Below are 19,542 nucleotides of genomic sequence, written 5' to 3'. Positions count from 1 at the left end.
CGGGCGGGCTTGCCTGACAGCAGGCGGGTTTCCCCGGTCCAGGCAGCCGTAGGGCAGGTCCCGTTCCTCGCCGAAATACTGGGTGCAGGAACCCGGCGTTTCAAGGGCGGCCTGAACAGCGGCAGAAACGATTATCGAAACGAAGCGTAGGTGTAAACCAGCAACTTCCGGGGCCAGACAACTCCTCGTACTAGCTGTTTTTCGCCATTTGGCTGGCCGGCTGTTACAGCACCAGCATATCATCTCTAACCTAACATCTCATGGATAGCCGCCCACTCGTTAGTATATCTACCCTTTTGCTGGCTGGCCTGCTGGCCGGCTGCCAACAATCCGGCCAGCAGGCGGGTGTGCAGGCCTACGGCACGGAAAGTTCTGCGCAGGCTCCGGGCCCGGCTGGCTGTTCGCCCTTAGAAACCCGGCAGGCCAAGGTACCCAGCCAGCGCCCCACTACCCCCGACCAAACCCGCGCCTGCGCTATCACTTCGGCGGTGGCTTTCGATGTAACAGTGCTGGCCAAAGGGCTGGAGCATCCGTGGGCGGTTGAGCCGCTGCCCAACGGAGACCTGCTGGTTACCGAGCGGCCCGGCCGTCTGCGCATAATATCGGCCCAGGGGCAGGTTGGAGAGCCCATTAAGGGCCTACCTGCGGTATACGCCACGGGGCAGGGCGGCCTGCTGGATGTTGCCCTGAGCCCCACCTTTGCCACCGACCAGCTGCTATACTGGACCTTTTCCGAGCCCCGCGGCGCAGCCGGCAACGCTACGAGTGTGGCCAGAGGCGTACTCTCGTCCGACCGCCGGAGCGTGAGTCAGGTGAAGGTGATTTTTCAGGCTTAGCCGGCCTATAACGGCGACAAGCACTTTGGCTCGCGCCTGGCTTTCGGGCCCGATGGCATGCTATACGTAAGCCTCGGTGAGCGTTCGGACATACAAATTCGCCCCCAGGCCCAGCAGATGAACAGCCACATGGGCAAAACACTCCGCATCACTCCCGATGGTAAGCCAGCCCCGGATAACCCGTTTGCCAAGCAGGCCGGGGCGCTTCCCGAAATCTGGACGGTGGGCCAGCGCAACGTACAGTCCATGGCCTTCGACGCGCAGGGCCAGCTCTGGTCGGTGGACATGGGCCCTCAGGGTGGCGACGAGCTGAACCGGCTGGAGGGGGGCAAAAACTACGGCTGGCCCCTGGTCACGTTTGGCGAGGAATACTCGGGCGAGCCCATCCCTAATTCCGTGACGACCAAGCCGGGTTACGTGGACCCGGTTTACTACTGGGACCCGGTTATTGCTCCGTCGGGAGCCGAATTCTACTCCGGTAGTGCCTTCCCGGCCTGGCAGGGCAACCTGTTCGTGGGTTCGCTCAAGGACAGGAATCTGGTACGGCTGCAGCTGGAAAATGGCCGCGTAACGGGCGAGGAGCGCCTACTTTCCGACCGCAAACAGCGCGTGCGCGACGTTAAGCAGGGCCCGGACGGGGCGCTGTACGTCGTCACGGACGAGGACAACGGTGAACTCTGGAAAATAACCCCCTCAACTTCGGGTAGCAAGTAAGGGCTTGCTGCTGACCTGCGGCTTTGAAATCGGGACGTGGTGGCGGCGGCCGAAGCTGGTCGAGGCAGATGGAATCCGCCTGTCATCCTGAGCGCAGCGAAGGACCTTATCACATCTGAATGGCCAAATGTGCTTCTGCCCAAGCGTGAAAAGATCCTTCGCTCTGCTCAGGATGACAGGCGGGTTTCACCTATCTTTCGACTTTGCCAATTCCCAATCCCGCATCTGTGTCCGTCCCAGCCACTGAACCCGACAATAAACCGCCGCTACTGCCTTCGTGGCGGGCCTGGTACTGGCTGGTACTGGGGGCGTTGGGGGCCGAAATTGCCCTGTTCGTGTACCTGACCCGGCTGTTTGCATGAGCGGGCTCGACTGGCTGATTCTGGGCGGCACGCTGCTGGTTATTGTGGGCTACGGCACCTGGCGCACCCGCCGCGCCGGGGCTTCGCTCGACGATTACCTGCTGGGCGGACGCTCGGCGTCGTGGTGGGCGGTGGGCCTGAGCATTATGGCCACCCAGGCCTCGGCCATCACCTTCATCAGCACCCCCGGCCAGGCCTACGATGATGGCATGCGCTTTATCCAGTTCTACCTGGGCCTGCCGGTGGCCATGGTGCTGATTGCCGTGTTTGCCGTGCCCATCTACCACCGGCTGCAGGTGTACACGGCCTACGAGTACCTGGAGGGCCGTTTCGATAGGCGCACCCGCACCTTCACGGCGCTGCTGTTTCTGGTGCAGCGGGGCCTCAGCAACGGCCTTTCGCTCTACGCCCCAGCACTGGTGCTGTCGGCTATTCTGGGCTGGAATATCCACCTCACCGTCTGGCTGATTGGCGGGCTGATGATTGCCTACACCGTATCGGGCGGCACCAAAGCTGTAGCCGTTACGCAGCAGGCGCAGGTGGCCGTTATTTTCACGGGCATGGTGATTGCCGGCTATCTGCTGGTGCATTACCTGCCCGAAAATGTGGGCTTCACCGATGCCATGCGAGTGGCCGGCACGCAGGGCAAGCTCAACCTGATTGATTTCAAGTTCGACCCCAACGACCGGTATAACTTCTGGTCGGGTATCACCGGCGGCCTGTTTCTGGCCCTCTCGTACTTCGGCACCGACCAGAGCCAGGTGCAGCGCTACCTGGCCGGCCGCGACCTAACCGAAAGCCGCCTGGGGCTGCTAATGAACGGCCTGCTGAAAATCCCGATGCAGTTCGGGATTCTGCTGCTGGGCGTGCTGCTGTTCGTCTTCTACCAGTTCAACCCGGCCCCCCTCACCTTCAACCGGCCAGTGTACCTGGAGGTGGCCCACTCCGAGCAATACGGCCCCCAGCTGCGGGGCCTGGAGCGCACTCACGCCACGCTGTTCAAGGCCCGTGCTCAGGCCACCGGCGAGTTGGTAGCGGCCCTCAAAACCGACGACGAGCCAGCCATTGCCGCTGCCCAAACCCGCCTGCAAACCGTGCAGGCCGCCAACCTGGGCCTACGCGAGCAGGCCCAGAAGCTGATGAAACAGGCCGTGCCTTCCGTCGAAGCGAAGGATACTGACTATGTGTTTCTGACCTTCGTGCTCAACTACCTACCCAAAGGATTGGTGGGCCTGCTGGTGGCCGTGGTGCTGAGCGCCGCCATGGGCTCGGCTGCTGCCGGCCTCAACGCCCTGTCGTCTACCACCGTCGTCGATTTGTACCGGCCGCGGCGGCCGGGCCGCACCGAGGCGCACTACGTGGCGGCCTCGCGCTGGGCAGCGGTGGGTTGGGGCGTGCTGGGCATTGCCTTCGCCACCTTCGCCGCCCGCCTCGAAAACCTGATTCAGGCCGTTAACATCCTCGGCTCGTTCTTTTACGGCACCATCCTGGGTATCTTTATGGTGGCCTTCTTCATCAAGTCGGTGAACGGGCGCACTGTGTTCTGGTCGGCCGTAGTGGCCCAGATAGTGGTGGCCGGCCTGTTCTTCACCACCGATATCGGCTACCTCTGGTTCAACATCATTGGCTGCGCCGTGGTGGTACTATGCAGCGTAGGCCACAAGTTGCTAGCCGTACGCCCAGATATTAACAGGGCGTAGCGCCATGAGGCGGTAGCGCGATTCTAGCAGTCCTGATCAAAAAAAGCCCCGTCTGAATCGTCAGACGGGGCTTTTCATACATTCAAAACAGAAGGCTAACAGCGCAGAATTACTTGCCTTTCTTGGCTTCGGCAATCAGCGCGTCGTTCATCTTCACGTAGTCCATGTTCTTGGCTTCGGTGGCCAGCTTCTTCGACATTTCGGCCGAAGCGATGGCACCCTTATAGTCCTTCATCTTCATGCGGATTTTGGCTTCCGTGAGGACGTTCCAGAACTTGGGGTCCTTGGCGTTGGCCTTCTGCATCCAGGTCAGGGCCTGCTTGAGGTCCTTATCGTTGTCGAGGTAGTAAACGGCCGCCGCGGCCAGGTCGCCGTTGGTGGGGTTGGCGTTGTTGATGACCTTCTCGTTGATTTGGGCCATTACCTTGGGCTCCACGTCGGCCGTGAGCTTGAACTTTACGGCCGTCTGATCCCACATCATCACTACGTTGGTGGTAGCGGGGGTAAAGTCGCTGAGGTCGATGGTGAAGATTTCCACTTTGTCGTTCAGCTTTATCGGCTTTACCTTGAAGCTGGCCACGTTCTCTTCATCCTTGAAGCCATCTACGTTGGCCCCCATTTTAGTGCTCTTGTTGAGCACTACGGTCCACTCGTTTTTGCCGGGGATGGTGTAGAGGCCGTACTCGCCGGCGGCCACTTTCTGGCCTTCCACCAGAATGTCGTCGGCAAATTTGATGGTGGTCGTGTTGTTGGCCCCGGTGCGCCAGCGCTGCCCATAAACGACTACGCTTTTATCGGCGGCGTCGCCGAAGCCCAGGCGGGTACGCAGGCTAGGTCGGTAATAAGTAATCATTACGTCGGTGAGGCCCACGCGCTGTGTGAGGGTGCTTTTGGGGCTGGGCTGGGGCGTGCTGATCTGGGCCTGAGCCGCGCCGCCGCCGAGCAGCAGGCCGGTGAGAACCAGCGTAGCGCCGGGAATGCGGGCAGTAGACGGGCGGGAAGTGGAAAACGACATACGGAGTAGAAGGTAGGTGAAGGTGAGAGTAGTTTCAGGGTAAAAATAAGCAAACCAAACTCGTCCGCTCGCTCAGCCAACCCGCCGCCCGCCTGGAAGTTTGCCGGTGGCGCTTTTCGCCGTCAGCTGGCAGGTTTCAGCCGAGGGTTTACATAGCACCCGGATGCCGCCGAATCTGCCAGAATTCATGGTTCACCCAATGCCTGGCCGTAGCAACCGGCACACGGCCACCGCCCTATACCTGCTGCTGCCGAATCTGGTGCTGCGCCAGCAGTTGGGCCACATCGGCGCGGGTGGCGGGGGCTTGTAGGCGGCGCAGGTCGAGGTAGTAGCAGGCCGCTTCGGTAGGGTAGAGCAGCAGCCAGTCGGGACCCACCCACATGGCCCGTCGGATAAGGCCCCATTGCCCCGGAAACTGCCCCATCGCACCCCGACCAATAATTTCGGTAGTGGTCAAAGTGAAATCGAGGGGTTGCTGGAGCACTGTTTGGCGGGCATACCCGCGTCGTAGCTGCCAGCGCACCAGCGCCAGCCGGAGCACCCCATACGCTACGCCCACACCCAGGAACACGAGCGTAAACGGGCTGCTGAGCCGGCCATGCTGCCAAAAGTCCAGCCCCACGCTACCTGTCAGCAGCAGCAAAGCCGCGCCCAGCAGCCAGTACAGGCGGCGGGTGGCTGGCTGCGTCCGCCACAGCCGGAAGTTCACGGCCACAAACTCGTCGGCCGACAGGCGCACGGCGTGCAGGTGATAGGGCGGTCGGACCATGATAGAGTCTCCCTACGTCAGCTCGAACTGCAACCTGAGCAGGTTGGCGTACAAGCCGCCTTCCCGGTCGCTTAGCTCCTCGTGGGTGCCTTGTTCCACGATGCGGCCACCGTCGATAACCAGGATTTTATCCACTTTCCGGATGGTGCTCAGGCGGTGGGCAATGATGATGCTGGTGCGGTTCTGCATCAGCTCGTCCATGGCCCCTTGCACCAGCATCTCGCTTTCCGAGTCGAGCGAGGACGTGGCTTCGTCGAGGATGAGGATGGCGGGGTTTTTCAGGATGGCGCGGGCAATGGCTACGCGCTGGCGCTGCCCGCCCGAGAGCTTGATGCCCCGCTCGCCTACTACCGTGTCGAGGCCCTCGGGGAAGCCCTGGATGAAACGGTAGGCGTTGGCCCGCTCGGCAGCCTCAATGATTTCGGCGTCGGTAGCACCAGGGCGTCCGTAGGCAATGTTTTCGCGGATGGAGCCACCGAACAGCAGGGTTTCCTGGGGTACAATGCCAATTTGGCGACGCAACGCCGTCAGGTCGTAGTCGGCTACCGGGTGGCCGTCGATGATGATGCTGCCGCCGCTCAGGGGGTAAAACTGCATCAGCAGGCCAGCAATGGTGCTTTTGCCCGCGCCGCTAGGCCCCACGAGGGCAATTTTCTCGCCCGCGCCGATATGGAAGTCGATGTCGGTGAGTACCGGTACGTCGGGGCGGGTGGGGTAGCGGAAGGCCACGTGCTCGTAGCGGATGTCGCCCTCGATGCTGGTGGGCACGATGCCGGTAGTGGGCTCGCGATGGGTCGGCTCGGGCGTCTCATCCAGAATTTCGAGGATGCGCTCGGAAGCGCCCAGCGTACTCTGCACCTTGCCGTACATCTCCCCCAAACCCGCAATGGAGGCCCCAATGAAAGCCGTGTAGAGCAGGAAGGTGAGCAACTGGCCTACCTCGAGTTGGTCGGGGCCGGGGGTATAGACTAGCGTGGCCGCCCGCCACAGGATGAGAATGATGCCGCCGGTGAGTCCGATGATGATGAACGAGACGAAGCCGCCGCGGTATAAGTTGCTGCGCAGGGCCGTGCGCACCACCCGATCGAGGGCCGTGCCGTAGCGGTTGGTTTCAAACCGCTCATTGGTAAACGCCTTCACCGAGTTGATGGCCTGCAGCGTCTCCTCAACAATGGTGTTGGTGTTGGCCAACTCCTGCTGGGTTTCGCGGGCCAGCACCCGGATTTTGCGTCCGAACAGTCCGGCCACTAGGATGATGGGCGGAAACGTGAGCAGCATAAACAACGAAAGCTTCACCGACACGAGCATGATGGCCGTGATGCCGATGAGCATGGTGGAAATCTGCCGGAACAGCTCGGCCAGGGTCAGGGAAAAGGTATCCTGAATCTGGGCCACATCGGAAGTGATGCGCGAGGTGATGGCGCCCACGCGGTTCTGCTCGAAGTAGGGGATGGGCAACTGCACGAACTTGCCGTAGAGCGCCCGCCGGATATCGCGCACGGTGAACTCGCCTACTTGGGTGAAAAACCAGATGCGCCCGAATGAGAATAAGCCTTGCAAGGCGATGATGCCGAACAGCAGCAGCGCAATCTCATTGATGCCCAGCACCCAGCCGTTCGAGAGCACCAGCGGCTCGTGGTTGGCGGCCCCAATCAGCTTGCCGGCCAGCCATGGAAAGGCCATAAATGTGCTGCTGCTGAGCAATAGCATCAGCAGGCCCACGATAAATTTGGCCCGGTAGGGCAGCATGTAGCGGAAAATCCGCAGGCTGCGCTTGAGTGATTCCTTGTTTACTTTCGGTTTGGGCAGCTCGGCCGTTGCCAGGTCGCTGCCGCTGCTATTCAATCCACTTCGGGCCATTTGTTTTGGGAAGCTAGGAGTTAGAAGCTAGAAGTCAGGAGAGGAAGAATGAGGCGGGAAGACCTGTGTTTTGGCCCTCCACTCCCTGAATTCCAGCTCCTGGCTTCTGACTTCTCACTCCGCATTATTCAAATTTCGGTTTGCCCTGCTCCACTCGCAGGCCTTCGGAAACCCCAAACGGTACGGGTAGCCGCACCTGAATCGGGATGGGCTGGCCCTTGCGGGTGGCGGGTTTCCAGGCCGGCATCTGGCCCAGTACCCGCAGCGCCTCGGTGTCGCACTCGGGGCTCAGGGGCTGCACCACCGAAGGGTTGGTCAGGTGGCCGTCGGCCTCCACCGTGAACGTCATCACCACGTGGCCGCTGATTTGCTTGACGCCGGCGGCTTCCGGATACTTCAGGTTCTGCTGGAAAAACTGGTTCAGGCCCTTGGCACCGCCCGGAAACTGGGGCGGCACGTCGGGGCGGTTGGCGGCGGGCTTCGCCTGGGCCTGCATGGCCGTGGCTTTCAGCTCGACGGGCTTTTTGGTCGGTGCCGGCTGCTGGGCCCGCGCTTCCCAAAGCCCCAAAGATACAAGCAGCAGAATGATGGGAAGATGTTTCATGGGCGGGTACTTATATACTAGCGTAATGTTCAGGTTGCGGAGCGCGAGGTAGGGGCGGGGCTTATCCCCGCCCGCCGCGGCAACGTTGTCGTTGTATAATTCGGACGGGGGCCGTTCAACGGCGGGCGGGGACAAGCCCCGCCCCTACATCGTGCTGTGCCATCTGGCGTTCTCCTCTCACAACAACCCTTAGGCCACGGGGTTCAATTTGAGGTCGCGGGGGCGTGAAATTATCCATAGCCCCAGGAAGGTAAGCAAACCATTGAGTATCAGAATCTCAAAGCCAAACTTATAGCCCCACCAAGCCTCGGAGTTGGCGTTGATAAACCAAGTGATAACCGGCATCAGCAGGCATAAGGGCAGCACCAGCTTGTCGTGCAGGCCGCGGCTGGTGAAAATGCCGAACGAGTATAGGCCCAGCAGCGGCCCGTAGGTGTAGCCGGCCGCCTTGAACACGGCCGTAATCACGCTCTGGTCGTTGATGGCCCGGAAAATCAGGATAATTACAATCAAGATAATCGAGAAGCCGAAGTGCGTGAGCTGGCGGATGGTTTTCTGCTTCTTCTCCTCGTACTGGCTGATGGTCAGCATGTCCACGCAAAACGAGGTGGTGAGGGCCGTGAGGGCCGAATCGGCGGAGGCGTAGGTGACGGCAATAATGCCCAGAATGAATATCACGCCCGCAAACAGGCTGAAGTGGTTGGTGGCCAGCATCGGAAACACGCTGTCGCCGATAACGGCGCCGGTTTCGGGGTTGGTGGGCAGAGTGATGCCTTTGGCAGCGGCGTACTGGTAAAGCAGCACGCCGAGCGAGAGGAAGAAGATGTTGACGAGCACGATGGCAATCGTGAACCAGAACATGTTTTTCTGGGCGTCGGCCAGGTTGCGGCAGCTCAGGTTTTTCTGCATCAAATCCTGGTCGAGGCCGGTCATCACAATAGTGATGAAGGCACCCGAGGCAAACTGCTTCCAGAAGAACTTATCGTCTTTGGGGTCGGAGAAGTAGATCTGCGACATGGAGCTGTCCTTCACCGTTTCCACCAGCCCGGCAAAGCCCAGGTTCAGCTCGTCGGCCATCAGGTAAATGCTCACGGCCACGCACATGAGCATGGCCATGGTCTGGAAAGTATCGGTCCAGAGGATGGTTTTAAGGCCCCCGCTGAAGGTGTAGAGATAAATCAGGAAGATGGCCACCGTAACGGTGACGGCAAATGGCACGCCCAGCCCGTCGAACACGGCCAGCTGCAGCACCCCGGCCACCAGAAACACCCGGAACGCCGCGCCCACGGCCCGCGAAAGCAGGAAGAAGAACGCGCCCGTTTTGTAGCTCCAGAACCCGAACCGCTGTTCCAGATAGGTGTAGATGCTCACCAACCGCAGTCGGTAATACAGCGGCATAAGCACGGTGCCAATCACGAGGTAGCCTACCGTATAGCCCAGCACCACAGCCATGTAGCTCCAGCCCTGCCCGGCCACCATGCCCGGAATCGAGATGAACGTGACGCCCGAAAGCGAGGTGCCAATCATGGCAAAGGCCACCATGTACCAGGGTGCATTGCGGTTGGCAATGAAGAAAGACTCGCTCGTGGCCCCGCGCGAAGTGAGGTAGGCAATAAAGACGAGGACCACAAAGTAGCCCGCAATCAAAATCAGAATAAGGGTAGGGGACATTTTACTTGAGCTGTTAGCCTTTAGCTGATAGCTGTTAGCTGACTTTTGCCATCAACAGTTCGTTGATGGCCACGCGTCGGTAACAACATGAAGGCGCAAGCTACAAGCATCCGCCGTAAATCGAGCCTTTGAACGAAGCTGACAGCCATCAGCTAACAGCTTAGTTAAGCCCAATCCTGCCAGCGTAGCACTTCGCCCACTGCCGGCAGGTGCAGCTCGGCGCGGAGCATGCCCGAGGCGGCAATTTCGCTAATGAGGCGCTGCGGCTCCGAGGCGGGCTCGTCGCTGAGGTCGAAGGTGCCGTGGTGCATGGGCACCAGGTGGCCCGCGCGCAGCTGGTTTGCCGCCTTGGCCGACTCGTGGGGGTTGGTGTGGCTGCCGGCCATCATGTAGGCCGGCTTGTAAGCCCCGATGGGCATCAACACCACATCGAGCGGCCCGAATTGCCGCTCAACCTCCTCGAAATGGCCGTTCATGTTGGTGTCGCCGGCGAAGTAAATGGTGCGGCCGTCGGGCAGGCGCAACAGCAACGAGCCCCAGAGTACCTCATTCACATCGCGCAGGCCGCGGCGGTACCAGTGCGAAGCGGGGAGTTCGAACAGCTCGAAAGGTGCCTCGGGGCCCAGGTCGAACTGCTGCCACCAGCCGGCTTCCTGCACCGGCAGCTGCGGCACCATGCCGCGCAGCAGCTTCTGCAGCCCCAGCGGCCCGAAGGCCCGCAACTGCGGATTCTGGCGGGCCAGCAGCTTAACGGAGGGTTCGTCGAGGTGGTCGCGGTGGCCGTGGCTGAGCAGCAGCAGGTCGATACCCACCAGGTCTTCGGGGCGGCAGGGCAGGGCGTGGCGGCGGCGCAGGCCCACCGACGAGAACAGCAGCGGGTCGGTTATCATCGTGACGCCCGCCACTCGCAGCACGAAGCTGGAGTGGCCCAGCCACAGCAGCCCGTCATCCTGGCTGCGCAGGAAGGCGGTGCCGTCCACTACGTCCGGCGTCCAGGAGTCGGCCTTTTTTTCTTCTTTCTGCGGATTCTTGCTCAACTGCCACTTCAGCAGCGTGCTCAGCTGCGGCTCGTACAGTTCCTGGCCGTTGCAGTAGGCGTTGCCCACCATTTTGTTGCCGGGGTAGGCGGGTTTGATGGTGCGCAAATCGGGGTTGCGCACGAAGCGGACAGAGGCCATGCAGAAAGAAGCGTAACGAAGCAGACAGCCGCCCCGCCGCTAAACAGGCTGGGGCAGCGGGGTAAGGCAGGAGAGGAAAAGCGACGATAAGGCAGGCCTTTTTTCAGCCCAAACCTGCCTAGTACCCCCAGGGCGAGCCGTAGTAACTGCCCGGCGCAGCCGTGGCTCCGTTGCTCACCCGCACCCCGCCCGATACCGAAAAGTTCTCGGTGATGTGGTAGTCGGCGCGCAGGTTTACGCCCTGGCCCAGGTTGCCGCCGAAGCCCGCGTAGGGGTTCACGCCGAACTGCCCGGCCGGCGTCAGGTCTTTCCAGGCCGAGCCGGTAAGCGACAACCGATCCGACAGCGCGTACTTCCCACCGCCCTGAATAAGATAATGGTTGGTGCCCTGCATCAGGGGGCGTCCGGCGCCTTCGGCAACCCGAGGCGCGAAGGCCGCGCCCGGCGTGGTGCGCAGGTACGTAACGCCTCCGAATACCGAAAACCGCTTGCTCAGTGGCAGCGAAACCGTGGGGCTGAGGTAAGTGGCCGAGCCGTAACGGCCGGCAAACGTAGCGCCGGCTTGCAGGCTGTACGAGGGCTTCAGCCCCGGCTTGGGGGCGGCAGGCGCAGCATCCTGGGCCAGGGCGGCGAAAGACAGCAGCAAAGCAGCGGGCAGCAGATAAAGGAATCGGGACATGGCGAAAGATACGAAACCGCTTAGTAGGGCGGGGCCGCGTTGTGCCCCACACCTAAAGACCACGCCTGCCCGATTGGTTGCATCGGCAGCGCACTTGTTCGCCTACTCATCGGCGCAAAGCCGTTTCTTTACGTGGTACCCGCCCGCATTGTATGTCCGACGACGAATTCCTTCCTTACCAACGCTTCCCCAATGCCACCGTGGCCCAGCCGCTGCTGGAACTGCTGCACGCCCACGATATCGAGGCCCAAACCCGTCTCGACCAGCCCGCCTTCGACGTTTCGTTCGCCTTCAACGAAACCAGCCGCTACTTCCAGGTGCTGCTGCGCCCCGCCGACTTCGTCCGCGCCCAGGCCCTGGAGCAGCAGGCCGCCGAAGCCCTCACGGCCAACCTACCCACCGACTATTACCTGTTCGCCTTCTCCAGCGCCGAGCTCCACGACATTATGCTGCGGCCCGATGAGTGGAGTGCGCTCGACGTGGCCCTGGCCCGACGGCTGCTGGCCGAGCGGGGTGAGGCCCTGAGCCCGGCCCGGCTGGAAGAGTTGCGCCAGCAGCGCCTCACCGACCTGGCCCGCCCCGAGCCCCGCCAGACCCGCGGGGTAGTAGCCGGCTACGCCCTGGCACTGCTGGGCGGCTTTTTCGGCCTGCTTATCGGCTGGCACCTGTACGCGCACGGCCGCCAGCTGCCCGACGGCCGGCGCGTACCCACCTTCCAGCCCGCCGACCGCACCCACGGCCTCCGGATTGTGGTGCTGAGTAGCCTCTGCCTCGTCTTGCTGTTGGGCTGGTATTTCTATCGGGAACTACTGTAGCGTCAGCAGGAGAGCAGTTCCTGCCATTAGAACTAGCTTATATGGTCAGAAGAGCGTCATGCTGAGCGGAGCCGAAGCATCTCTACCGCAACAGTATATGATTACTACTGCGGTAGAGATGCTTCGGCTCCGCTCAGCATGACGACCTGATTACTCTTGGCTCTTTCAACAAGAAAGCCCCGCTGACACACGCCAGTAGGGCTTTCTTATTGAAATAGTCAGAAACCAGAGCTACCGCACCTTGCTGCTGAGCCAGGCGGCCCGGAATTTCTTCTGGGCTTTGCTGACGGGGCGGCCGGCGGCCTCGTAGGTCACTACCTCCAGGACGGGGTCTTCCATAAGCGTCACGGGTACCGTTTGCAGGCCGGTGCGGGTGCGCACCTCCAGCTGCACCAAGTCGCCGGGGCGGTGGGCAGCGAGTAGCTCCTCGAACGCCTTGGCCCCCACCAGGCGCTGGCCGTCGAAGCGCAGCACCACATCTTCGCGGTCGAGGCCGGCCACATACAGCGGCGAGCCGATGGTGGTGGTGCCCAGCGTAGCGGTGCTGTCGGCGGCGTTGAAGCTCAGGCGGGTGGCCAGGCTGGCCTTGTTGGGCCGGGCCGGGCGCACCAGCAGGCCCGCCGGAGCCAGCAGGGCGGGGTAGTCGGGCTGCTGGTGACCGTAGATGTGCTGGCGGAAAAACTGCCCGGCAAACGCCGTGTCGCGGGCCACTTCGCCCAGCACGCGCTGCAGGTCGGGCGTAGTGTAGGGCCGGGTGGGCGTGTAGTTCTGCTGCTGGCTGCCAAACTGCTGCCACAGGGCGCGCATGTAGGTGTCGAGGTCGGTTTTGAACCGGGTGCGCAGCTCCAGATCGAGGGCCAGTGCATTGGCCGCTCCAATATAGTAGTAGCTCAGGTAGGTGTTCGCGCGGTTATTGGGGTCGATGGCGGCCGCAGCATCCACGAACGGGGCCTGCTGGCTCATCTGCACCGGCGAGAAGCGAGCCGCACCCGGCGACAGTGTCATGGCGTTTACCAGGCTCGTAAGCGCCTCCTGGCAGTATTCGGCATCGGTGGGGTAGATGCCGGCGCGGCGCAGCACCAGCTCGCCGTAGTACTGCGTGAAGCCTTCGGCAAACCACAGGTTGCTGCTCATGTTGGCCTGGCTGAAATTGAACGGCTCCAGGTCCTGGGGCCGTAGCCGCTCCACGTTCCAGGCATGGAAAAACTCGTGCGCTACCGTGCCCAGGTTGTCAATCATGCCGGGGCCGCGCAGGGGGCGGCGGCTGGTGAGGGAAGTGGAGTTGCGGTGCTCCATGCCGTCGGAGCTGGTTTGGGGCAGGTAGTTGGCAATGAAAGTATAGCGGCCGAAATCGAAAGTCGGCATCCCGCCAAACACGGCCGCCGACTCGCGCACGATTTTCTGCGTCTGGGCCGTGTAGGCGTCCAATTCGGCGGGCGTGCCGTCGTGCAGCACTTTCAACTCAATGGTGCGGCCGCCTTCCTGCCAGGTGCGCACCTGCTGCTCACCCAGCGAAGTAGGCGAATCCATGAGGTATTGCAGGTTGGGGGCCTGCCAGGTGGTGCCGGCCGCATCGGGCTGCAGCTGGGTGGCCACCGTCCAGGTGGCGGGCAAACCCGTGAACTGTACCTGGGCCGGCCGCTGCTCCAGCCCTTGGGCGTAGGCCAGCGTGGCCGGAATGTTCAGGTGGGCGTGGCGGGCATCAATGCCGGCGTAGGTGCCGTCGGTCCGGTCGCCAAACAGGGTGTAGCTGAAGGTAACGGTACCGTCGTGGCCGGCTACATCCCAGCCCGAGGGGTCGGGCCGGGTCACGGTTAGCGCACGTCCGCGCGAGTCGGTGGCCGCTACATCGTAAACGTTCTTGGCGAATTCGTGGAGAGCGTAGCGGCCGGGCGACGAGCGGGCCATGCGCACCTGCAGCGGCCCGGCCGGCACCTCCCGGAACGTAACCGTTATGCGGGCTTCGTGGTGGACGGCGTTGGGGAAGGATACATTGTATTGCACCGGCGCCTGGGCCCGGGCAGGGCGCGCAAGGGCCAGCGGCAGGCTCAGCAGTAGCAAGGCCGCAGTTTTCCGCATCAGCATAAGGGAGCAGTAGTAAGAATGGAACTGCTAACCTAAGCAATTTGCGCAGCTAGGAGGCTGCATAAGCCGAAATCCTGCCCTTATGGCCGCCACACGCTGGCCGCTACCATACCACCGAAAAACTGCCCAGCGGGCGTAGGTCGCAGCCCCAGCCGCGACAGTTCTTCTTCTATCGGTGGCCGACGCCGGGCGCTGATGCCGGTGGTCAGGCCGAAAAAGCCGTACATCAGGCGCAACAACAGCCGGTGCCACCAGCGTTGCGGCGGCCCGAAATCGGCCAGCAGCCACGCGCCGCCGGGGGCCCGCGCCGCGTTTAGCTGCGCCATTAGCTGCCGCAGCCGGCCGGGTTCGAACAGGTCGAGCAGGAAAAAGGTGAGCACCGCATCGAACTGCTCGCCGGGCTCCAACGCCGCCTCGGTGCCCAGCCGGAATTTTACCTGGCCTACGGCCTGGGGAATGTGCTGCGCCAGCCAGGCCCGGCTGCGCGCCAGCATGCGGGGTGCGGCTTCCAGGTATAAGATGCTCGCGCCGGGACAGCAGCGCAATATCTCCCCCAGCACCCAGCCCGAGCCGCCACCCACTACCAGTACCCGCAGTTGGCCGGTAGCAGGCAGCCCCGCCGCCAGCGCCGCCTGCTGGGCCCGCTGCAGGGCCCGCCCGTACACGAGCCGGGCCAGCGGGTCGTAGAAGGCGGCCACATAATCGAAACCAGAATCGGGCAGGGAAGCGGCCATGAGCGGGGGCGGGGCCGGCGCGAATAAGCAGTCGGCAGCGGGGCCAAGCTACGGCTCGGTGTCCGCTTTTCCGCGCCGGGTCGTATGTTTAGGAACTATGACCAAGCACTTGCGCCGGCTGCTGGCCGGCTTTACACTCTTCCTGACCGAGTTTGCCGTTACGCTGGCACTAGGCACTGCCGGGGTGGTGGCCTTTCTGGCCCTGAGCCGCGAAGTGTTCGACCAGGACGCGGCTACTTTCGACGCGGCCGCTTTCCAGTGGACGCAGGCACTGCTGGGGGCGCAGCGGCAGAACTGGGTAGAAGCCGTTACGTTTCTGGCCTCGCGCAACTTTATTACGGCAATTGGGCTGGTAATGGTGGGCTGGCTGCTGATGCGGCGGCGGCGCTGGTATTCGCTGCTGGTGCCGGTAGTGGCGCTGGGTTCCATCACGCTCAACCTGATGCTCAAGCAGCTGTACAACCGGCCCCGGCCATTGCTGCCCCTCACGTCGGCCTCGGGCCTGAGCTACCCGAGCGGCCACGCCATGATTTCGGCCTCCTTCTACGGTTTGCTCATCTATTTTGCCTGGACGCGGCTTCGGCGGCGGCCGGCCCTGCGCTACACGCTGGTCGTAGTGCTTTCCGTTTTGATAGTGCTTATTGGCCTGACGCGGATATACCTGCGGGTGCATTACGCCACCGATGTACTGGCCGGCATTGCGGCGGGCTTGGCTTGGCTGATAATTGCTATTCCACTGTTGCAGCAGCTGGAAAAGCGCGTAAAAAAACAATTTCGCCAAGACCCGCAATTAGCTGAAAAACAGCCTCAATAGCACGGAAACGAAATTTTAATCGATGCTTTTTTGGCTTTTTTTAGGCCGATACTTGCAGCGCGCTCTAAAAACCCGCTATCTTTGCAGCATCAAAAGGCCCTCCCCGGAAGGCCGGCTGATAAAAAGTCGCGCTTGTGGCGAAATTGGTAGACGCGCTGTCTTCAGGCGGCAGTTCCGCAAGGTGTGGGAGTTCGAGTCTCCCCGAGCGCACAGAGTACGAAGAGCCGGTCCAGCAATGGACCGGCTCTTTCTGTTTCAGCGAATTGCGCCGGTTTCGGTGCCGCAATGCGTTTGCATAACCCGGCCAGGAGTCTGCAATTTGTGGTGAATAGCCGCCCGGCCCGGCCCGTCTGGTTTGGCGCCGCCTGCACCCTGCTCAGCCGGAACGGCAGGCCTTGCATCTGCGTAAGCAGCTGAAACCAGCGAAAGCCCGTGATACGAAGAGCAAAAGCCCGGCTGGTAGCCAGCCTAAGTTTACTGACGGTGGAAGTAGTGCTGATGGGCGGCGTGTTCGTGGCCTCGGCGCTGCTGTTCTTCTACCTCACGCGGGTGGTATTCGCTACCAGCTCGGTGCAGTTCGACACCTGGGCCTTCGGGCGGCTGGATGCGCTGCGGGCGGCGTGGCCGCTGCTGACGCCGGTGGTGCAGGCGCTTACGTTCTTCGCTTCGCTGCCGTGGCTGGTGGCGGCAGGTATCGGGTTGCCGCTGCTGCTGCGCCGCTGGGGCCACCGCCACGAAGCCGCCGAGGTGTTTGGAGCGGTAGCAGGAGCATCACTGCTCAACCAGCTCCTGAAAACCTACTTCAACCGCCTGCGGCCCGATTCGGCCCTTATCGTTCAGGGCGGCCTGAGCTTCCCCAGCGGCCACGCCATGATCGGGCTGGCCCTGTATGGCTGCCTGGCCTGGATTCTGTGGCGCCACCGCCGCCACCCGGTGTGGGGGCTGCTGCTGCTACTATTCGCCCTGCTCATCGGCATCACCCGCGTTTACCTGCACGTGCATTATGCCACCGACGTGGTAGCCGGTTTCGCCGGTGCCCTGCTCTGGCTGATTTTACTGCGGGGGATATTTCAATTTAAAAGCAGAGGCGAGCAGAACAGAGAAGTGAGAGGTTAGTATGGAGTAGAAAGGAACGTCATTCTGAGCGAAGCCGAAGAATCTCTGCCGCTTCGTTGGATTACCATTGCAACGAAGCGGTAGAGATTCTTCGGCTTCGCTCAGAATGACGTTCCTTTTTTATCCTCGCCTCTCCGTGCTCACTACTACTCTTTCGCCTTTACGCCATCTTCACCTTCACGCGTAGCGCCAGCAGGCCTTTAGTGCCTTGCAGCTCTTCCAGCTCCAGCTCCTCAATTTCGTCTTCGAGCAGGCCACGGTCTTGCAGGTAATCGAGGTACTCGAAGTACTCGTCGGCCTCGCGCTGCTGGCTGTACACCAGGGCCAGATAGCCAGGCTGCGTGAGCCGCTCGCCGCTGCCCATGATAGTGGCTTTGTCGATGCGCTTCTTGATGATTTCGTAGCGGATGTTGTAGGCGCCATCCACGTCGAACTGGCGCTCATCCTGGCGGAAGCGGATGCTTAGGGGCTGACTGTGGATGAGGATGAGCTGGGTGGTTTCGAGTGGCAGCGGCAGCTGGTCGCGCATGGCGGCGGTGCGGCGCGTTATCTCCACCATGGTCAGCAGCTGCCACAGGCGCAGGTTTTTGAGGAATACCAGGTCGAAGGGTTTGTCTTCGACCAGGGCGGCCCCCACGTAAATATTGTGCTCTACGCCATCGGTTTTGAAGCGCTGGAAGTAGTGTGGGAACATGGCCTGGGCCTTGGCATCCTCCTCGTCGAGGTAGGCGGCAATAGCATCGTTGAGCAGCGTGGTGCTCTGCTCGAAGGCCTTGCGCCGCTTGTAGAGGATGCCCAGCTCGGGGTCAATCTGGGCCCAGTACTGGGCAATAACGGGCCGGAGCTCGGGCGTGTTATTGCCCAGGTACTCAAACAGCGGCTCCATTTCGGTGCGGATGGAGTCGAAGATGCTTACCTCGTCGCCGCTGGCCATGCCCTGGCGCAAGCGGCGCAGGTTTTTGCCCACGTAAAACCGCAGCTCATCCAGAATCGGGAGCTGCTGGAAGTCGGAAGCTTTCTTGAGCACCTTGCCGGCCAGCGTGAGGTGCTCAATCAGGTCGCCCTGAATGGCCTCGTTGCGGGCCGCGCTGCTGCCCCGGATGTCGCAGGCGCCGTGCAGCGGGTATACATCATGAAACACGATATCCTCCATTTCGGCCTGGCGGTTGCCGTCTTCCAGCTTCTGTAGCAGGTTCTGGGCGGCATCGGTAAAGCGCCATTCCATGGTAGGGTGGATGGCCGTAAACTTCTCCTTCACAATGGCCTGCACCCGGGTTTGCAGGTCTTCGGCATTGCGCTTCACGGCCACCGCAAACAGGGGCAAAAACTGGTTTACGTACTCCAGGCTGAACTCATTCAGCTCGCCCACGGTAGGCGAAGCCAACTCCAGCAAACCCACCGTATCGTCGCCGTAGGGCAGTAGGGCCAGAATGGCTGAGCGAATCCCCAGCCTCAGGATCTGCTCGCGCAGATCTTCCGGAATATCGGCTTGCTCCACGTCTTCGAGCACCAGCGGGCGGCGGTCGGCCCAGAGGCGGCCGTAAATCTGGCGGAAGCCCGAGCTGGCATCGGGGTTGTGGAGCTGCTTGGTAAGGAAGCTGTGGTTGATTTTACGGCCGAAGTCCACGAAGGCACGCTTGTTTTCGTCGTAGGCCGCAATGCCCAGCTGCAGGGCAGGCTTGCCAAACAGTACCCGCAGCTTTTCCTGAATCTGTTCGAGCCGGTCGGAGGCCTGCAGCACGTCGCGCTCCAGCAAGTCGTACTTCAGCTCCGACAGTACTTCCTGCTCCGTTACATCAACCAAGTGCAGAATATTGAACCCTTCAAGCACGAACCTTTCGGGGGGCAGCAGCTCCAGCCACAGCTCGGTGCGGTGGGGGTTGCGGCTCAGAAACTCCAGCTGCTCGTCACTCAGCTCGGGCTTTTCGCCTTCCACATGCACATTGAGGAACGTAGAGTTAAAATCGACGCTGTAGTGGCGGTACAGGCCCATCTGGTAGTCGGGCACCGTAAACACCACCCCGGTTTGCAGGGGCAGTTTCACGCCGTACACCTTGTCGAGAATGAGCTGGTAGGCCATGCGCGTGGTGTAGGCCTCCAGCTGCTCCATGCTGATGTTGAGCGGCTGCTTGATGATGTGCTGGGCATTGAGCAGCACGTCGGCAAAACGGGGGGTGTAGTAGAAGCTGTGGCGCTGGAAAGGCGCTACGGCGCCCACAATATCGGTTTCGAAGGATGCGGGCGGAAACACGGCCAGCATGATTGTTTCCACCAAGTCGCAGTTGCACTCCAGCTGGTCGAGGTCGGTGATGGACCCACGCGCCCAGTCGGCGGCGGCTACCTGCGCCCCTACCGAGCGAGAGAGCAGGGCAATGCCCTCGTTGGCCGACGCCTCACCGGCTTTCCAGTAGGCAATAAGGGGCTCCAGACTGAGCGAGGTGCGGAAGGGGAAACCCACGACGGCAGCGGCCGGAACGGGCACCGCCGCTACAGGCGCGGGCGTGGTTGTAACAGAGTCAGAGGTGGCAGCAGGAGCAGATTCGGAGCGCATAGGGAGCAGAAAGGCAAGCCGGCGGCCGCAGTGGCAACG

General features: G+C 61.8%; 15 protein-coding genes, 1 tRNA gene and 1 pseudogene. 7 read left to right on the top strand and 10 right to left on the bottom strand.

Annotation, left to right across the window (positions count from 1 at the left end; all coding sequences use genetic code 11):
- Nucleotides 1-260: 260 nt before the first annotated feature.
- From HW554_RS20565 to HW554_RS04465, 3 genes and pseudogenes are all read left to right on the top strand, one after another.
- Nucleotides 261-1,550 (top strand): annotated as a pseudogene (locus HW554_RS20565) (PQQ-dependent sugar dehydrogenase).
- 227 nt (nucleotides 1,551-1,777) lie between these two features.
- Nucleotides 1,778-1,912 (top strand): hypothetical protein, encoded by a 135-nt coding sequence (locus tag HW554_RS20830; protein WP_262889879.1) that lies wholly within the window; start codon nucleotides 1,778-1,780, stop codon nucleotides 1,910-1,912.
- On the top strand, nucleotides 1,909-3,612 hold the full coding sequence (locus tag HW554_RS04465) for a sodium:solute symporter (RefSeq protein ID WP_176907203.1): 1,704 nt from the start codon (nucleotides 1,909-1,911) through the stop codon (nucleotides 3,610-3,612). The genes HW554_RS20830 and HW554_RS04465 overlap by 4 nt, the downstream gene beginning before the upstream one ends.
- A 109-nt stretch (nucleotides 3,613-3,721) precedes the next feature.
- Here HW554_RS04465 and HW554_RS04460 read toward each other — a convergent pair whose 3' ends face one another.
- The 7 genes from HW554_RS04460 to HW554_RS04430 all read right to left on the bottom strand — a co-directional run bounded on the left by HW554_RS04460 (nucleotide 3,722) and on the right by HW554_RS04430 (nucleotide 11,388).
- On the bottom strand, nucleotides 3,722-4,627 hold the full coding sequence (locus HW554_RS04460) for a DUF2911 domain-containing protein (protein WP_176907201.1): 906 nt from the start codon (nucleotides 4,625-4,627) through the stop codon (nucleotides 3,722-3,724).
- Nucleotides 4,628-4,862: 235 nt separating this feature from the next.
- Complete coding sequence (locus HW554_RS04455) at nucleotides 4,863-5,396, bottom strand: hypothetical protein (RefSeq protein WP_176907199.1); 534 nt, start codon at nucleotides 5,394-5,396, stop codon at nucleotides 4,863-4,865.
- A 12-nt stretch (nucleotides 5,397-5,408) separates the two neighbouring features.
- A complete protein-coding gene (locus tag HW554_RS04450) occupies nucleotides 5,409-7,256 on the bottom strand; it encodes an ABC transporter ATP-binding protein (RefSeq protein WP_176907198.1) in 1,848 nt (615 codons plus the stop codon).
- Nucleotides 7,257-7,380: 124 nt separating this feature from the next.
- On the bottom strand, nucleotides 7,381-7,860 hold the full coding sequence (locus HW554_RS04445; protein WP_176907196.1) for an energy transducer TonB: 480 nt from the start codon (nucleotides 7,858-7,860) through the stop codon (nucleotides 7,381-7,383).
- A 189-nt stretch (nucleotides 7,861-8,049) separates the two neighbouring features.
- The gene (locus tag HW554_RS04440) at nucleotides 8,050-9,531 is read right to left on the bottom strand and encodes a sodium:solute symporter (protein WP_176907194.1); all 1,482 of its coding nucleotides are present in this window, start codon (nucleotides 9,529-9,531) and stop codon (nucleotides 8,050-8,052) included.
- Nucleotides 9,532-9,695: 164 nt separating this feature from the next.
- Entirely contained in the window at nucleotides 9,696-10,709 is a 1,014-nt protein-coding gene (locus HW554_RS04435; protein WP_176907192.1) for an MBL fold metallo-hydrolase, read from the bottom strand.
- 118 nt (nucleotides 10,710-10,827) lie between these two features.
- Nucleotides 10,828-11,388 (bottom strand): hypothetical protein, encoded by a 561-nt coding sequence (locus HW554_RS04430; RefSeq protein ID WP_176907190.1) that lies wholly within the window; start codon nucleotides 11,386-11,388, stop codon nucleotides 10,828-10,830.
- A 152-nt stretch (nucleotides 11,389-11,540) separates the two neighbouring features.
- On the opposite strand from HW554_RS04430, the gene HW554_RS04425 reads away from it, so the two are divergent.
- A complete protein-coding gene (locus HW554_RS04425) occupies nucleotides 11,541-12,203 on the top strand; it encodes a hypothetical protein (RefSeq protein ID WP_176907189.1) in 663 nt (220 codons plus the stop codon).
- A gap of 231 nt (nucleotides 12,204-12,434) precedes the next feature.
- Here HW554_RS04425 and HW554_RS04420 read toward each other — a convergent pair whose 3' ends face one another.
- Both HW554_RS04420 and HW554_RS04415 read right to left on the bottom strand, forming a co-directional pair.
- Entirely contained in the window at nucleotides 12,435-14,282 is a 1,848-nt protein-coding gene (locus tag HW554_RS04420; protein WP_176907187.1) for a M61 family metallopeptidase, read from the bottom strand.
- An 86-nt stretch (nucleotides 14,283-14,368) separates the two neighbouring features.
- Nucleotides 14,369-15,022, bottom strand: coding sequence for a class I SAM-dependent methyltransferase (locus HW554_RS04415; RefSeq protein ID WP_176907185.1), 654 nt, complete (start codon nucleotides 15,020-15,022; stop codon nucleotides 14,369-14,371).
- Between the two features lie 97 nt (nucleotides 15,023-15,119).
- On the opposite strand from HW554_RS04415, the gene HW554_RS04410 reads away from it, so the two are divergent.
- From HW554_RS04410 to HW554_RS04400, 3 genes are all read left to right on the top strand, one after another.
- Complete coding sequence (locus HW554_RS04410; RefSeq protein WP_176907183.1) at nucleotides 15,120-15,836, top strand: phosphatase PAP2 family protein; 717 nt, start codon at nucleotides 15,120-15,122, stop codon at nucleotides 15,834-15,836.
- Nucleotides 15,837-15,964: 128 nt separating this feature from the next.
- Nucleotides 15,965-16,046 (top strand) — tRNA-Leu (locus tag HW554_RS04405).
- A gap of 222 nt (nucleotides 16,047-16,268) precedes the next feature.
- On the top strand, nucleotides 16,269-16,952 hold the full coding sequence (locus tag HW554_RS04400) for a phosphatase PAP2 family protein (RefSeq protein ID WP_176907181.1): 684 nt from the start codon (nucleotides 16,269-16,271) through the stop codon (nucleotides 16,950-16,952).
- A gap of 160 nt (nucleotides 16,953-17,112) precedes the next feature.
- On the opposite strand, the gene HW554_RS04395 is transcribed toward HW554_RS04400, so the two are convergent.
- Entirely contained in the window at nucleotides 17,113-19,503 is a 2,391-nt protein-coding gene (locus tag HW554_RS04395) for a GAF domain-containing protein (RefSeq protein WP_176907179.1), read from the bottom strand.
- Nucleotides 19,504-19,542: the final 39 nt, after the last annotated feature.

The organism is Hymenobacter lapidiphilus (assembly GCF_013377885.1).
GTDB classification, from domain to species: Bacteria; Bacteroidota; Bacteroidia; order Cytophagales; family Hymenobacteraceae; genus Hymenobacter; species Hymenobacter lapidiphilus.
The sequence above is the reverse complement of the archived record's forward strand: the minus strand, read 5'-3'. Positions and strand labels throughout refer to the sequence as shown.